The sequence below is a fragment of the Janthinobacterium sp. EB271-G4-3-2 genome (genome assembly GCF_020858035.1).
Lineage (GTDB): Bacteria > Pseudomonadota > Gammaproteobacteria > Burkholderiales > Burkholderiaceae_D > Janthinobacterium > Janthinobacterium aestuarii.
In genome coordinates this window covers 302,093-317,715 of record NZ_JACYMG010000004.1, presented here as the reverse complement: position 1 = coordinate 317,715, position 15,623 = coordinate 302,093, and the positions used below count along the sequence as shown (strand labels likewise).

General features: G+C 64.3%; 14 protein-coding genes. 4 read left to right on the top strand and 10 right to left on the bottom strand.

The genetic code is table 11. The features are described from left to right. Positions 1-54: 54 nt before the first annotated feature. From IGS55_RS11680 to IGS55_RS11645, 8 genes are all read right to left on the bottom strand, one after another. Entirely contained in the window at positions 55-1,062 is a 1,008-nt protein-coding gene (locus IGS55_RS11680; RefSeq protein WP_230518097.1) for an ABC transporter permease, read from the bottom strand. Continuing rightward, positions 1,043-2,530, bottom strand: a complete 1,488-nt coding sequence (locus tag IGS55_RS11675) for a sugar ABC transporter ATP-binding protein (RefSeq protein WP_230518096.1) — start codon at positions 2,528-2,530, stop codon at positions 1,043-1,045. Before IGS55_RS11675 ends, IGS55_RS11680 begins: the two co-directional genes overlap by 20 nt. After that, positions 2,530-3,555, bottom strand: coding sequence for a LacI family DNA-binding transcriptional regulator (locus IGS55_RS11670; RefSeq protein ID WP_230518095.1), 1,026 nt, complete (start codon positions 3,553-3,555; stop codon positions 2,530-2,532). The genes IGS55_RS11675 and IGS55_RS11670 overlap by 1 nt, the downstream gene beginning before the upstream one ends. A 192-nt stretch (positions 3,556-3,747) precedes the next feature. Continuing rightward, entirely contained in the window at positions 3,748-4,659 is a 912-nt protein-coding gene (locus IGS55_RS11665) for a glycerophosphodiester phosphodiesterase (protein WP_230518094.1), read from the bottom strand. Further along, on the bottom strand, positions 4,634-6,274 hold the full coding sequence (locus tag IGS55_RS11660) for a hypothetical protein (protein ID WP_230518093.1): 1,641 nt from the start codon (positions 6,272-6,274) through the stop codon (positions 4,634-4,636). Before IGS55_RS11660 ends, IGS55_RS11665 begins: the two co-directional genes overlap by 26 nt. Position 6,275: 1 nt before the next feature. Next, entirely contained in the window at positions 6,276-7,139 is an 864-nt protein-coding gene (locus IGS55_RS11655) for a hypothetical protein (RefSeq protein WP_230518092.1), read from the bottom strand. A gap of 28 nt (positions 7,140-7,167) precedes the next feature. Next, entirely contained in the window at positions 7,168-8,190 is a 1,023-nt protein-coding gene (locus IGS55_RS11650; protein ID WP_230518091.1) for a hypothetical protein, read from the bottom strand. Beyond that, positions 8,187-8,951, bottom strand: coding sequence for a hypothetical protein (locus tag IGS55_RS11645; protein WP_230518090.1), 765 nt, complete (start codon positions 8,949-8,951; stop codon positions 8,187-8,189). Before IGS55_RS11645 ends, IGS55_RS11650 begins: the two co-directional genes overlap by 4 nt. Positions 8,952-9,124: 173 nt before the next feature. Here IGS55_RS11645 and IGS55_RS11640 point away from each other — a divergent pair, with 173 nt between their 5' ends. The 4 genes from IGS55_RS11640 (at position 9,125) to IGS55_RS11625 (ending at position 13,502) form a co-directional block, all read left to right on the top strand. Then, positions 9,125-10,522: a caspase family protein gene (locus tag IGS55_RS11640; protein WP_230518089.1), complete on the top strand. Its 1,398-nt coding sequence runs from the start codon at positions 9,125-9,127 to the stop codon at positions 10,520-10,522. A gap of 85 nt (positions 10,523-10,607) precedes the next feature. Further along, a complete protein-coding gene (locus IGS55_RS11635) occupies positions 10,608-11,417 on the top strand; it encodes a hypothetical protein (protein ID WP_230518088.1) in 810 nt (269 codons plus the stop codon). A 33-nt stretch (positions 11,418-11,450) separates the two neighbouring features. Further along, a complete protein-coding gene (locus IGS55_RS11630; protein ID WP_230518087.1) occupies positions 11,451-12,182 on the top strand; it encodes a hypothetical protein in 732 nt (243 codons plus the stop codon). Between the two features lie 54 nt (positions 12,183-12,236). Continuing rightward, positions 12,237-13,502 carry a DUF6445 family protein gene (locus IGS55_RS11625; RefSeq protein ID WP_230518086.1) on the top strand — a complete coding sequence of 422 codons (1,266 nt, stop codon included), beginning with the start codon at positions 12,237-12,239 and terminating at the stop codon, positions 13,500-13,502. An 87-nt stretch (positions 13,503-13,589) separates the two neighbouring features. Here the strand turns inward: IGS55_RS11625 and IGS55_RS11620 are convergent, their stop codons facing one another. Both IGS55_RS11620 and IGS55_RS11615 read right to left on the bottom strand, forming a co-directional pair. Next, positions 13,590-14,531, bottom strand: a complete 942-nt coding sequence (locus IGS55_RS11620; protein WP_128140959.1) for a LysR family transcriptional regulator — start codon at positions 14,529-14,531, stop codon at positions 13,590-13,592. A 120-nt stretch (positions 14,532-14,651) separates the two neighbouring features. Continuing rightward, positions 14,652-15,620 carry a glycoside hydrolase family 43 protein gene (locus tag IGS55_RS11615; protein ID WP_230518085.1) on the bottom strand — a complete coding sequence of 323 codons (969 nt, stop codon included), beginning with the start codon at positions 15,618-15,620 and terminating at the stop codon, positions 14,652-14,654. Positions 15,621-15,623: the final 3 nt, after the last annotated feature.

Here is a 15,623-nt window from a genome sequence, read left to right as displayed (position 1 = left end):
TCCTCCAAGGTTGTGGGCGCCCGTTGGCTGCCCTTTCAGAACACCGCCATGTTTTTATTTGCGGCCTCGCTGCAGGAAGGCGACGGCGATGATCACCACGCCTTGCACTGCGGCATTCAGGTAGACACTGATGATGCTGGTCAAATTCAGGATGTTGCTGATCACGGACAAGAGGATGGCGCCGATCACGGTGCCGACGATGCGCCCTTCTCCCCCTTTCAGCGCGGTGCCGCCGACGACGACGGCGGCGATCGCTTCGAGTTCCCACAGCAAGCCCGTCGTCGGCGTGGCCGAACCCAGCCGCGGCACGTACAGCACCGTGGCGATGCCCACGCAGACGCCCAGCAGCATGTAGGTGGCAATCTTGACTCTGTCGACATGGATGGCCGCATAGCGCGCCACTTGCTCGTTGGAACCAATCGCCTGCACATGGCGGCCAAAGGTCGTGCGGTTGAGGATGATGGCGCCGGCCGCGGCAACGAATAAAAAGATCCAGATCGGTATCGGCGCGCCCAGCACGCTCGTGTAGTAGACGGGGCTGTACAGCTCGGACAGGGTCGCGTCCAGGGTCAGCGCGCCGCCATCGGCCAGGTACGTGAGCACGGCGCGGAAGATGCCCAAGGTGCCCAGGGTGACGATGAACGGTTCGATATTGCCCTTGCTGATCAACAAGCCATGCATCAGGCCGAAGCCGGCGCCCAGGACCAGGGCCATGGCAATGCCCAGCACCAGCATGGTGATCGGCGCCAGGTCGCCGCCCGCGCCTTGCGCCAGCGCATTCATGAAATAGATCATGCAGCCGGCGATCAGGGCCGCCATGGAGCCAACGGACAGGTCGATGCCGCCGGAAATAATGACGAAGGTCATGCCGACGGCGATGATGCCGATGAAGGCCGTGCGCGTGAGCACGTTCATCAGGTTGTCCACGGTGGCGAAGTCGCCGTTGAGCAAGGTGCCCGCGATGCACAGAGATAACAGGCCCAGCACGGGGCCAAAGCCCTTGATGCGCGCGCCGAAGCTGGCAAGCGGGGATACGGTGGTGTCAGTGCGTGCCGGTTGCATGGGCAATCAACTCCTCTTCAGTCAGGTGGTCAGCGGACAGGGTGGCTTGCAAGGTGCCGGCGCGCATCACGGCGACCCGGTGGCACAGGCCAATCAATTCGATCAGTTCGGATGAAATCACGATCACGGCGCGCCCTTCGGCGGCCAGGCGGTGGATCAAAAAGTAAATGTCGCGCTTGGCGCCCACGTCCACGCCACGGCTCGGTTCATCGAGCACGACGACGCGGGGGTCGGAATGCAGGTATTTCGCCAGCGCCAGCTTTTGCTGGTTGCCGCCGGACAGCATGCGCGCGCGGCTGTCCAGGTCGCCCGTGCGGATGTTGAAATCCTCGACGGCCTTGGCCAATGCCGCCTTTTCCCCGGCCACATCGAGCCACGGCCGCGCATAGCGCTCCAGCGTCATCATCGTGAGGTTTTCGCGCAAGCCCAGGTTCACGTGCAAGCCCTTGCCCTTGCGGTCTTCGCTCAGATAGGTCATGCCGCGCTGCATGGCTTGCTTGGGGGTACGGATGTCCACCGGCTGGCCATTGAGTTCGATCGTGCCCGCGCTGCGCGGACGCAAGCCCAGCAAGGCCTCGAACGATTCCGTGCGCCCCGCGCCCACCAGGCCCGCAAAGCCCAGCACTTCACCGGCGCGCACCTCGAACGACAGGTCCTTGGCCCAGCCGGGCACGCACAAACCGTCGACTTTCAACAGCACGGGCGCATCCGGCGCCAGCGCCACCTTGACCGGGAACATGTCCGACAATTCGCGTCCCACCATCAGGTTCGCCATCTGCTGGCGCGTGAGGCTGGCCGTCGGCTCGCGCGTGACGAAACGCCCGTCGCGCATGACGATGACCTCGTCCGTGTTGCGTTCGACTTCATCGAGCTTGTGGGAAATGTAGAGGATGGTGACACCGTCCGCTTTCAGCTGCGCCATCACGGCGAACAAACGCTGGGTTTCCGACGACGTCAGGGTGGCGGTCGGCTCGTCCATGATCAGGAAGCGGGCGCGGCGCGACAGGGCCTTGGCGATTTCCACCAGCTGTTTTTCAGCGACGATCAGGTCGCGGATTTTCGTGTCGGGCGACACGTCCAGGCCCACCTGCTTCAGATAGCGCGACGCTTCTTCGCGCATGGCGGCCTCGTCGAGCAGCCAGCCGCGCGTCTTTTCGTGGCCGAGGAACATGTTTTGCGCCACCGTCAGGTGCTCGGCCAGGTTGAATTCCTGGTGGATCAGCACGATGCCGGCGCTCTCCGCCGCGCGCGAACTGGCGAAGCGCCGGGGCTGGCCATCGATCAGCAGCTGGCCTTCGCTCACAGCCTCGTAGCCGGCAAGGATTTTCATCAGGGTCGACTTGCCGGCGCCGTTTTCACCGAGCAAGCCATACACGCGCCCCGGCGACAGGCTGAAACTGACGCCATGCAAGACGCGCACGGGGCCGAAATCCTTGCAGACCCCCTCAAAACCGACGGCAACGCTCACTATGCACTCCCTCGCAGAATTAATTGGTGTTGCAGCAGCACACCCGGCACTTGCGCGGCCGGGTCCGCCAAGCGTTGCAGCAGCAAGCGGGCCGCCGTCTCGCCCAGCTCGCGCATCGGCTGGGCAATCGTGGTCAAGCCGGGGTCGATCTGCGCGGCGATGGCGATATCGTCGAAGCCGATGACGGCCACGTCTTCGGGCACGCGTTTGTTCAGCTGGCGCAGCGCGCTCAGCACGCCAATGGCCAGAGTGTCGGAGACGGCAAAGATGGCCGTCGGCGCGTCGGGCTGCGCCATCATGCGCAAAGTGGCGGCCGTGCCCGCTTCGTAATCGAGGCTTTGCACCGTGTGCACCCACTGCGGCCGCACGGGCAGGCCGGCCGCCGCCAGGGTGTCCAGGTAGCCTTGCTGGCGTTGCCGCGCGTACAGATAGCGCTCATCCGAATTGATCAGGCCGATGCGTGTATGGCCGCGCGACAACAGATGCGCGACGGCGTCGGAGGCGGCCCGGTGGTTGTCGATGCCGACATAGGGCACGGCCACGGCCGGGTCGAATTCGCAGCACGCCACCCACGGCAGGGTGACGGACTCATGCGACAGCGCATGCTGCACCGTATCCGGGTCCAGGCAGATGGCGCCGTCGGCGCGGTGCATGCGCAGCAGGTCGAAATACGAACGCTCGCGGCCCGCGTCGGCGCCCGTGTCGCACAGCAGCACAAAGTAGCCGTGTTCGCGCGCCACCGTATCGATGCCGCGCACGATCTGCGCATAGAACGGGTTGCCCACGTCGGGCACCATGGTGAGCAGCATGCGGCTCTCGGCCGTGCGCAGGCTGCGCGCCAGGTGGTTCATGCGGTAGCCGAGCGCCGCGACGGACGCCAGCACTTTGTCGCGCGTGGGCGCCCGCACTCCCGCCTGCTCGTTCATCACGCGCGAGACGGTGGCCACCGACACGCCCGCATGCGCGGCGACGGCGCTGATGGAGACGGTTTCTGTCGGCAAAGGAGAAGGAAGGGCTGCTGGCATGGCGCTTTGCAAGTAAATGTAATCGATTACATTTATAAGCCAGGCGCGCACGCGATGCAAACATTATCGATGCTGCGATGCGCAAAAAATGGGCAAAAAACGGCCCTGTACGGGCCGTTGGAAAAGCTATTTCTGGGGCGGCAAGACGTTCTGCTGCACGGCAAAACCGCCGTATCGCAGATCGGGGAGAACTTACTGCATCATCGCGCAAAACGTCTCGGGATTGCCGTCAAGGATGACGCCGCTGGGCCAGCGGTGGCTGCGCTGCTGGGCGCGCAGCAAGGAGGCGGCCAGAGCCGAATCGCCATCGACGGCATACACGAAGACGGGCATGTTCAGGCTGGCCGCGTCGCTGAGCAAATTCGGATTGGCGTCCAGGCTGCGCGCATCGACGTGCACGCCCGTGGGCATGCCGATCTGCTGCTGCACGCGCTGCAGCCAAGGCTTGTCCAGCTTCGGCGGGCGGGCATTTTTCGCGATGTAGCGGCTGACGCGGTTCGTGCCGGCCGCCTGCGCATTGCGCGCGTCAAACACGAGCAAGCCCAGGTAGCCCTGCGGATCGGCGCGGCGCGCGCAAGCGAGGTTGTTCGGCACGCCCGACGTCAAGAACCAGTTGCCGTGCTTGATGTTCGCGCGCAACTGCCCCACCAGGGAGGCGATCGGTGCGCACGATCCCACGACATCCTTGATTTCCGCGTTCAGGGTTTTACTTGGAAAAGCCGTGGCCAGGTCGGCGATGTCGGTCACAAAAGGCGGCGTTTCCGGCGTGGCCACGCCACGATTCTTCATGCTGGCGGCGCGCCAGTCGTCGGCCGTCAGTTGTTTCACGGTGCGGGGTGAACCCGTGTCGACGACTCTGCCCGTCAGCAAATCGTGGTGCACCACCCAGCTGCCGTCACCGAGCAGCTGCAAATCCGTCTCGACGCCGTCCCAGGTGCCGAAATACGTGTTGCGCAGCGCGCTCAGCGAGTTTTCCGGCGCATTGCCGGCGCCGCGGTGGGCATGCACCTTCATGCCCAGGCAGTCGGCCTGGACAGCCGTGCTTGCCATGGAAAGCAGCAAGGCCAGTGCGGCCGCCTTATTTTTGTCCCGGATGATAGCCATAGTGAATTCCCTGCAAAACGTGGATGCGGATCGCTTCGTTGACGGGGTAGCTGTAGCCCTGCCCCACCGCCACGACGTGCGTGATATTGGCCAGCAAGCCCTTGCCGGCGATTTGCCAGCGCGTGCTGTCGTCGGCGGCCTGGCGGTTCCAGTCCAGCATCTGGCGGAACAGCTCGCTCTTCGTGACATTATTGTCCGAGAGGGTAAAGATACCCCAGGTTCCCAGGAAAGCGCCAGCCAGCACGCCCGTGGCGATCCAGGCGGAACGGCGGCTCAGCTGGCCATCGGCGCCCGCCTGCTCGCCGCGGCGCGCCGCCAGCACCAGCAAGCCCACCGTGGCGATCAGGTACAGCAATTTCGAGAAGTGGCCGATGGCGCCCAGCAAGGAGAAGAACAGGGCGACGGGCGGCACGATGGCCGCGCGCGCCGCTTCCTTGCCCTCTTCAAAGTACTTGCCGCCCACTTCGAAGTCGCTGCGGCTGGCGCGGTATTCCACGAGTTTTTCCGCCGTCTGGCGCGCGGCGAACTGGTCGAACAGGCGGCTGAACTCGGCCGGGCTCGCATACGCGTCCTGCACCACGGCACCTTTCGGCAAGCGCAAGCCCTTGCCCGCTTCGCTGCCATCGCCGCCGTCCGGCCCGTCGCGCAGGACGGCCTGAATGCCGGGGCGCGCCACGAAGGCGGCGAAGGACAAGCCAGGCGGAATGCGGTCGCCCTTGATATGCAAGCCCTTGCTTGCCGCTTCCGACGCATAGCGGCGCTTGACGGCGGCGCGGAAGCTCAATTGGTCGGCGGGATGCCAGTTGGCCGATACGGGCACCTTTTTACGCACATTGTTGACGACGGCCGCCTTGCGCCGCGCCGGCACGGAATGCGGTTGCCAGCCATGGCGCGACAGGCTTTGCCGGTAATCGTTCCATGCCATTTCCTGCTGCTGGCGCAAGCCCGCATCGTCATCGGGAATGATGCCCGCATACAGCTTCCACTTGTCGCGCACCTCGCCGATCGCCTGCTGGTATTTTTCATAGTAACCGGCCGCGCCGCCAGCGATCTTGCGCACGTTGAAATTGATCAACTGCTCCTTGGCCGGCTCCATGCGCTCATCGAGGTGGCCTACCGAGACGGCGAGAAAGGGGAACAGCGCGAGAAAAGCCTTGCCTTCGGGCTTGGCAAACAGGGTGGCGTCATCGACCAGGCCCTGCAATTGCAGGCTGCCGCCGACCAGCGAGCGCTGCATCAGAGTCGTGTTGAAGGCCAGCCGGCGAAATTGCGCGTCGCGCGTTTCGACCAGCACGGTGACCGTCGTTTTCAAAATGCCGAACACGACCGCCGCCGTGGCGACGCAGCAAAAGAGGATCTTTTTCCAGCTGGGGCCGCTGCCATTGTTCTTCAGGCGGCGGCGCCACATCAGTTGCAGCACCACCAGCGCGGCGGCGATGCCCGACAGGCTGCGGCCATAGAATTCCACGCCCTCCACGTCGTGCGGCTTGACGTCGCCGCCCACCACGTCGAGCAAACGGGCATTGAAGCCCAGTTCGAAGCACAAATAAATGATCGTCAGGGCGATCAGGATCAAAGTCTGCCGGATCTGCAGACTGCGCAAACTCGCAGCCATCTTATTTCCTCAAATCGATGACGACGGGCTTGATCTCTTCGGCCTGGAAGATCATCGGCGCCGCCGGAGCAGGCGCAGCGCTACGTTGCGCGGGCAGGCTGATGGCGGCGGGTGCCGCCGCCCTGGCCTGGCTCTCCTGGCGGCGCGCCTTGGCGCTGGCGCGGCTGGCCGCTTTCGGCGCGGCGGCAGGCGCCGGGGCCGATGCCGGTGCCGGTGGCGCCGGTATCACGCGGCCGCTGTCGCTGCCGGGCGTGGTGGCGATGGCGGGACCCGTGCCGCGCAAGGCGTCGTCGGCAAACGGCTGGGCGCGCGTATCGACGCCGGGCGGCACGGCTACGCTGGCGTTGAGCAGGCGGTTGTCCGTGTAGATCATGCGCGACAGGCGGTTGTAGTTGGGGAAGTCGATATTGAGCGATTTTCCATCGGCCGCCACGTCCACGCGGGGGCGGTCCTTGCAATTGCCGACCGTCCACTGCAGCACGTCCGTGCCCTGGAAAGCCAGCACTTCATAGCGGTAGGCGCAGCCGCGCTCCTGCGTTTCCACGATCACCACGGTGCGCGCACCCACGTTTTCCACGCGCGCCACGCGGGCCGTGATGGCGTTGGCCAGCGGCACGACGCGAAACGCCTGCGACAGCTTGATCGAATACTTGCCCTGCGGGTCCTTGCGCAAGGTCCCTTCCGTGCCGTCGCGCAGGCGGAAGGTGGAAATCGGCGTGCCGAACAGCTCGGCCGTATCGAGGCCCATCAACACGCCGCCACGGCCGTTCGGCGTCATGGCGCAGCCCGTCAACAGGACGCCGGCGGCCATGCCGGCGATCAATTTGCGCCAGTGCGCGGATGCAAGATTCTTATACGTTGTCATGCTCTATAACTTTCTCTTATTCCAGAATTCAGGGGTTGATGACGGCCAGCGGGTTGCCCGGCCCTGGCGGCGGCAAGACTTTCTGGCGGTTGCGCGACAGCACGGTGAAGGCGCCCAGGGTGTCCGGTCCGGCGACGATTTCCAGCTGCTCGCGCTGCAGCCAGGTGCGGATTTCCGCCTCCGTTGCCTCGGCGCGGAACAGCACGCGCGTGCGCACGCCCGTCTCGACGCCGCTGCCGCCGCTGCGGAATTCCGCATTGCCGACGACGGCGCCCTCTTTCGGCAGGAACAGCCACGCCGATTGCACCACCATCACGCTGGCGGCCACGGCCGTGACGAGCTTGAGCCAGCGGCTGGCATTGGCCGCCTTCACGGGGGACGTCGCTGGCGCGACCGCATCGGCCGAAGTGATCTGCAATTGCTGCAGCCCCTGGCGCAGCAGTTGCCGGTACGCCACGCGGCCATCCTTGCCCAGCTCGCTCGACAGCGGTGTGCCGGTCAAGGCGTAATCATCGCCGGGCAAGGCCACGCGGGCGATTACGCCGGGCGCCGCAGCGGCGCCATTCGCGCGGCCATGCAGCTCCAGCCAGCGCGCCGCCTGCAGGCGCTCCTGGCTGAACACGCCCAGGCAGGCGCCCAGGTCCGTCACGGCCAACGTCACGGGCATGTCGCACAGCACCAGGCCCGCGCGCGGGTCGGCGGGCGCGTCGCGCTCCTCGACCACGAGGCCGCAGGCGTCCGCATACGCCGTGTCGGGCGTGACGAGCCAGCCGCGCCAGCGCTGCCGCGTGCTGTCCCAGGCGTCGAGCAGCACGGCGCCAAAACCGGGAAGGCGCGCCAGCAGGTGGATCTGCCCGCCGGCGATGGGCCGCGCGGCCAGCGGCGCGGCATCGCTGCGGCGCTCGAAACGCTGCAGCAGGTGTTCCGGCACGGCAATGCCGCGCCAGTCGGGGGTAGTGCCCGCCACCTCGTCGTCCAGCAGTTCGGCGGAAGATGGGGGCGACGGCAGGCGCGCGGCAACGATGGCCAGCGAGGGCGTCAATGCGTTCATGCCGTTGGCCTTTCATCAGGGTTCGGGTGGGTGGACGCGGGGTCCATGTGCAGGGATAACGCGGCCACGCACAAAATATCCAAAACTATTTGCGCCGCCTGCATATCGCGCGCGGCCAGGGCATCGCCCACGCGCAGCTTGAGCAGGTTCAAGACCCAGCTGCCCAGCAAGGTGGCGCGGTGGGCCGGCTCGACCACCTGGCGCCCGGCGCTGGCGGGATCGCCCTTCTGCCGGTGCACGAGGCCTAATTTTCCGCCATGGTAATGCGCGGAAGCGATCTGCTCGGCCAATTCCTTGACGGGCATGCCGCCGCAGCCGCAATGGCGCAGCAGCAAGATCAAATCGTCGGGCAAGGTGGTGATGAACACGTCGGCCGCGTCGCGCACTTGCTGCGGCGTGAGCTGGTAGTCGCGCAGCGGTTCCGCATACGCATCGGGCGCGCGCAGCTCGCAGCCCTCTTGTGCATCGGCATCTTCGTCATCGCGCTGCTTGCGCAGCTGGTCGATGATGAAGCGCTTGAAGTACAAAAACAGGGCACCGATGTGGTGGGGCGCGGCCTCGCTGTCGCCGTGCAGGACTTTTTCGATGAAAAACTGGTGGCGCAAGTCGGCCAGCGAGTCGCCCAGCGACGCCGCCTCGCGCGGACGGCACGGCGTCAGCGCGGCGATGACGCGCTGGTAAAACTCGCCCAGTTCGCCTTGTGTCAGCTGCTGGCGGCGGGTCCAGAAAGCATGAATCCGTTCAAATTGTTCCGATTGCAAAGCCGGTCCGATCGTGTGTTGGGCGGCACGCGCCACTGGCCGGCGGCGACGTACCGTGCGCTGGCCAGACAAGAGAAACTTGTCAGTAAGGTAAAATGCATTTAAGCAATTTTCTCATATCACAGTAAAAATCGCTAACTTTTGTTACTTTCACGACAATTCCCGAGACGCCGATGCATCGTTTGATTCCGCTGTTTTTCAGCCTCCTCTTTTTACTCTGCGGTAGCGTCGCGCAGGCGGCCGTGGGCAACGCCGCCAGCGGTCCCGGCAAGCGCATCGCCCTCGTGATCGGCAATGCGGCCTATCCGCAGCCGCTATTGAATCCCGTGAACGATGCGCGTGCCATGGCCGAGCGCCTGCGCCGCCTGGGCTTTGAAGTGCTGTTGCGCACGGACATCAATGCGCAACAGCTGCAAAAGGCGTCGGCCGAGTTTTCCACGCAGGCGCGCGGCGCCGATATCGCCCTCGTGTTTTACGCGGGCCACGGCGCGCAGGCGGGCGAAGCGAACTATGTGTTGCCGCTGGGCGCCAACATGAATGCATTGAGCGCGGCCGCCATCGCCGCGCAGGGCGTGTCCGTTTCCAGCCTGGCGGGCGACTTGCAGCGCACGGGCGCGCGCGGCGCCGTGCTGATCCTCGACGCTTGCCGCCAGGAATATACGCGCGGCGGCGCCGTGGCGATTCCCGGCGGCGGCAACGCGGCCAGCCACGGCTTTGCCGATACGGCCGCGCCACGCGGCGTGGTGATCGCCTATTCGGCAGGTCCCGGCGCCCTGGCGCGCGACTTCTGGTCACCCGATTCGCGCAACAGCCCCTACACGAGCGCCCTGCTCGACGCGCTCGATGCTCCGGGCTTGCCGATGAGCGACGTGTTTTCGCAAGTGGCGGCCAGGGTTGCCGCCATGACGCACGACGTGCAAAAGCCCCGCGTGTCGTTTGGCGAAACGTCGGCGCGCCTGGTGCTGAACATGGGCAGCGGCAAGGGTCTCAGCCCGCCGGCACCGGGCGTGCTGGCCGGCGCGCAAGGCCACGGCGGCATGCGCGCACCGGTCCCGGCGCCTGCCCCAACGGTGGAGAAACCGGCCGCACCGGGCGCCAAAGTGTGGCCAGGCAACGTACTGCAAGACATTAACCATGAAATCCGCATGCAGATCGCGGCCCGGCCGTTTCCCCGCCAGCAACTGGAAAAACGCGCACGGGGCGGAGATCTGGTGGCGCTGACGGCCCTCGGCTATGGCATCGGCGGCGGCGACGCCGGTATCAAGCAGCCGAAGGCGGGCATGCAGTGGCTGGAAAAGGCGGCCGCGAAAGACTTTCCCATCGCTCAGACCTATCTGGCGGAATTGCTGATGGTCAAGGGCGATCCCGCTTCGCTGAAGCGGGCGGGCGTGCTGCTGGACGCGGCATCGCAAGCTGGCTACAGCCCCGCCCATGCGTATAAATTCGACCTGGCGCGGCGCACGGGCGCGCCGCCGCAGGATGCGGCCCGGCATTTACAGGACGCTTTCATAGGCTTGATGAAGGATTACCAGGGCGCCGCCAAGGACATGATCCAGCCGCCGAAAAAATAATTCAAAATAATTTTAGATTTCCCTGAACTGCCCCCGTTATCCGTGGGTACATGCAATAGAGCATGACAGTGACCAGGGAAATCTCATGCAACCATTCACCACCACCGGCCAGCGTGGCCGCATCCTCGCCTACCAACCGAGCGGACAAGGTTCCGTCAGCGTGGCCGGCATCCAACATGCGTTCGACGTTGCCACGCACTGGCGCTCGGATGTGGCGCCCGCCATCAACGCCGTCGTCGACGTGCGCTTCGATGAGGCCGGCAGCCTCGCCAGCGTCAGCGCCGTGGCGACACAGCAACTGGCGCAGGAAGAAATGGCCGGCGCGGCGAAACTGGCGCGCGACAAGGGCCAGCAGCTGTGGGGCCAGGCCGTGTCCGCCCTGGGCGTCAAGGTGCTGGCCAGCCTGGGCGTCCTGATCGCCGGCGCCTTTATCTTCAACACCATCGGCATCCGTTTGTTCGCCTCCGTCTCGCGCACCTACTGGCAGTTGCTGGGCTTGTCCGCGGACAGCCTGGAAAGCTTTGCCCGCGATGGCGGCGGCGGTTTTACGTCGGCACAATTTTTCTTCCTGCTGGCCATTGCCGGATGCTGCGCCACCATGGTTAGCCGCCACCCGAAAGCGGCGCTGGGCAAGTGCGCCCCGCTGCTGTTCATCGTCATCCACAGCAGCTTGCTGTTCATCAAGATCAAGGGCGCCGTCAGCGACGCGGGCAGCGCCATGGGCGGCATCATGGGCACCCGTGCGGCCCGCATGGCCGAGCAGATGGCCAGCGAAATGCTGGGGCAAGTGTGGCAAGGCCTCTCGTTTGGCATCGGTTTTTACCTGGTGCTGGCGTCTGCCATCGTCCTGGCCGCTTACGGCGCCGGCGAATACAAACGTAAAACCATCGGCTAATTCACCTCTTACACATTCATTGAAGGAAATATCATGCAACATACCCTGCCTACCCTGCTCGCCATCGCCGTCCTGCTGTCCGCCTGCGGTAAAACAGAGACCGCCACACCGGCCGCCTCCGCTCCCGTCGCCGCGAATATCGCCGACCTGGCCGCCAAGGCGCAAGTGAAGGCGGCAGCCGCCAGCCTGCCGCAAGCGGACCCGGCCACCCCAAGCGCCAGCTATGTCGACATCACGAGCGGCCACCAGCTGATGTACAGCTACCTCGCCCTGTCCGGCGTGCCGCCCGACTACGCGGCCGTGGCCCAGCGCATCTCGCGCGAATATGCGGGCAGCAACGACGCCTTCCGCAAGCAGGAAGTGCTCGACGCGCTGAAACCGCAGATCGACGCCAAGGTCAGCGAAGCGAAAACCAAACGCTACCTGCGCTACCAGATCAACGGCCAGGGCGCGCTGTCGCCGTACGCGATGGACAAGGCCGCCTTCCCCGCCAAATTTGCCGACGCGGGCACCTATTACTACATGTACGACAACGGCGACTACAAGCTGGCGTTCACGAATGGCGACGGTTATTCGCTGCTGAAAGTGGACCAGGATGCGGCGCGCAAGATCGAAGCGGCGCGCAGCGGCTACAAGGATTTCGCCATCGTCGTGTATGCCTATGCCCAGGAAGCGGACATGGCCAGCAACCAGGTCAAGGCGCAAATCGTCAAGGTGGCGATCAAGCTGAACGGAGAAGAAATTCCCGTCAGCCAGGCGCGGTAGAACGGGCTCGGTTACACTGTTCGCCACATTGCATCGGGATCGGGATCGGGACATATGGGCGAACAGACACTGGCGGAACAACATCTGGCAAACGGACAACGGCTGCAGCAGGCGGGCAAGCTGATCGAGGCGATCAACGCCTACCAGGCCGCGTATCAACTGAACCCGGCCCTGGCCGAAGCCCAGCATTTCCAGGGCCTGGCGATGCTGGAGCTGGGCCAGGGCGCCATCGGCCTGGGCCTGTTAAAACTGTCGCTCAAGCAGCAGCCGGACAACGCCCTGTTCCATTACAACCTCGGTAACGTGCTGCGCGGCACGGACAGCGAGGCGGCGCTGGCCAGCTACGCCACGGCGGCGCGGCTGGCGCCGCACGAGCATGATTTCGCCATCAGCCATGCGGAATTGCTGATGGGAAAACAGCGGCTGACGGATACCATCGCCGAACTGGAACGGGCCCACGCCCTGCGTCCGCAGCGCTGGCAAACCCTGCAGGGATTGGCCGAGCTGTACTACCGCACGGGACAGCAGGAACTGGCCTTGCAACGCTACGCGCAAGGCCTGGCGCTGCATGCGCCACTGGCGCAAACGTGCCGCATCGGTTTTGCCAGCCCCGGCACGGACAATACAGAACGGCTGACGGCGCCCGACGTGCCGGCAAGCTTGCACGATTTCCTGCGCGAAACCGACCTGCACATCCTCGACGATTTCCTGCCCGATCCCGCCGCCTGGCGCGCGCAAGCGCTGGCGTTGCCGTTCGAGCAGCAGCGCTATGCGGGACAAAACTATCCAGGCAGCCAGACGGCGGGCCAGCCCAGCCAGGCCATCATGGAGCGCATCGCCACGGCGCTGGGCCGCCCCATCCGTTTCATTTCACCCGACAACGGCTCGTATCGCCTCAGCTATGCGGACGCCATGGCGCGCACCGATATCCACGTGGACAACGAGACGGGCAACAATTTCAATTTCTATGCGGGCGTGCTGTACCTGAATCCGCCCGAGCAGTGCCAGGGCGGCACCACCTTCTGGCGCCACCAGCCCAGCGGCTGGTACCGGCGATTGCCCGAGGCGGACGTGAAAGCGGGCGGCTACGCCAGCTTCAAGGATTTCCAGAAACGCTGGCTGCCGAACAGTAAAGTGCAGAAATTCAACGAGTTACAGGAACAGCGCGACAGTTGGCAAGCGCTGCTGGAAGTGCCGATGCGCCACAACCGCCTGATCGTGTACAAGGGACACTACTTTCATTCGATCAGCAATGTGTTTGGCGACACGCCGGAGAATGGGCGATTGGTGCAGCTGTTTTTCTTTGAAGTCCCGGATTGAGCATGCCGGGCAAGTGCAAGATGACGCAGCGTAAATCCGGGGTCAGACCCGACGGGTCTGACCCCAGCTCTTCAGCCGTCGGATCAATCAATACATATCCGCCGCCGTCGCCCGCACGGCCTTGAGCAGCATATCCGCCCCCGGCGACAGCAAATGGTCCTGCTGGCGGATGATGCCGAACGCATCCATCTTGCACGGCAGCTCGATGGGCAAGATGCTCAGCACGTTCAACGATTCGTAGTAATGGGCCACTTCCGTCGGCATCACGTGCAGCGAGTCCGTTTGCTGCAGCAAGGATGTGATCAGGAGCAAGGCGGTCGTGTCGACCACGTCGACGGGCGGTTCCTGGCCCGCGCGGCGGAACATCATGTCGAAGCGGTGGCGCAGGATGCTGCCTTGCGGCGGCAAGATCCACGGCTGGGCCGCCAAATCCTTCAATTGCAGATTCTTGCGCGACAGCAGCGGATGGCCATTGCGCGCCACCGCGCTGGCCGGCTCTTCCGTCAATTCTTCATAGATAAGTCCCGCGCTGCTTTCCTTTTCCAGGATGCGCCCGATCATGAAATCGAGGGTGCCGTGCTGCAGCATGTCCATCAGGGTGTTGCTGTGCTCCAGATGCACGCCGATGCGCATCAACGGTGCCTGCTGCTTGATGCGGGCAATCGCGCGCGGCAGCAAGGCCATGGCCGGCGTCATGATGACGCCCACTTCCACCTGGCCCGTGAGGCCCGACTTCAGGGCGACGATGTCGTCATGCGCCAGCGACAGGCTCGTCAGGGCCATGCGCGCGTGGCGTATCATCGTCTCGCCGTAGATGGTCGGCTCCATGCCGCGTGGCAACCGGTCGAACAGGCGCACGTCCAGCATCTCTTCCAGGTCCTTGATTTGCTTGGACGCGGCCGGCTGCGTCATGTGCAATTCTTCCGCCGCGCGGTGGATGTTGCGCTGCTCGTCAAGGGCGATCAACAGCAGCAATTGCCGCGTCTTCAGGCGGGCTCGCAAGAACCAGTTGGGGTTGAGGGTATCCATGAATAAATCATATCATGATCGATATCGGATACTGATGGATATCGATATTGTTGATATCGGTGTGTCTCCTTTTTTACAATTCAAAAACCCAAGGGCAAAAGCTGGGGTCTGACCCCGGTACTAATTTGCCTTGCAGGCGGCGCTCGGGTTGGCGGCCGGGCCAGCCGTTTGCGCGATGAATTCGATGGTGCCGTCCGGCTTGTATTTCAGCTCTTCCACGGCCACGGAACGCCGGTATTCTCCGCCGCCGGGCAACTTGTCGTTGTGATAGAAGATGTAGGATTTGCCATTGAATTCGATGATGGCCTGGTGAATGGTTTTCACGACGGCGTTCTTGTCCATGATGGTGCCGCGGAAATGCCAGGGACCGGTCGGCGTCGGGCCCGTTGAATACGCCGTTTCCTCAGGGAAGTTGCGCGAGTACGACAGATAATAGGTGCCCGCATGCTTGTGCATGTAAGCCGCCTCCGTGAACGCATCCATGCCGAAGGTCAGAATCGGACCGTCCAGCTCCGTCATATTGGCTTTCAGCTTGGCGTATTTCAAGACCGTGTTACCCCAGTAAATGTAGGCCTGGCCATCCGTATCGATAAAGACGGCCGGGTCGATGTCGTCCCAGGGAATGGCCGTCTGCTTCGTCATGTCGTTCGTGATCAGGGCGCTGCCGCGCGCATCGACGAAGGGGCCCGTCGGGCTGTCTGACACGGCCACGCCGATGGCTTTGCCGGGGATGGTTTTATGGTCGACGGTCGAATAGAAATAGTATTGATTGCCGCGCTTGACGATGTCGCCTGCCCACGCATCCTTGCCGGCCCAGGCGAAGGTGGAAAAGCGCACGGGCGAGCCGTGATCCGTCCAGTTCGCCATGTCGCACGAGGAATATACGCGCCACTCGTGCATGCGGTAATCCGTATCCGTGGCGCTCGCTTCATCGTGACCCACGTACAGGTAGACCCTGCCATTGTCGACCAGCGCGGCCGGGTCGCCCGTGTAGATGTCCTTGACGATGGGGTTGGCCGCGCCGAATGGGGCGCAGGCGAGCGCCGCCGCCATGCCGATGGTTGCGGCAAGTTTATTCTTGTGAAACATGGT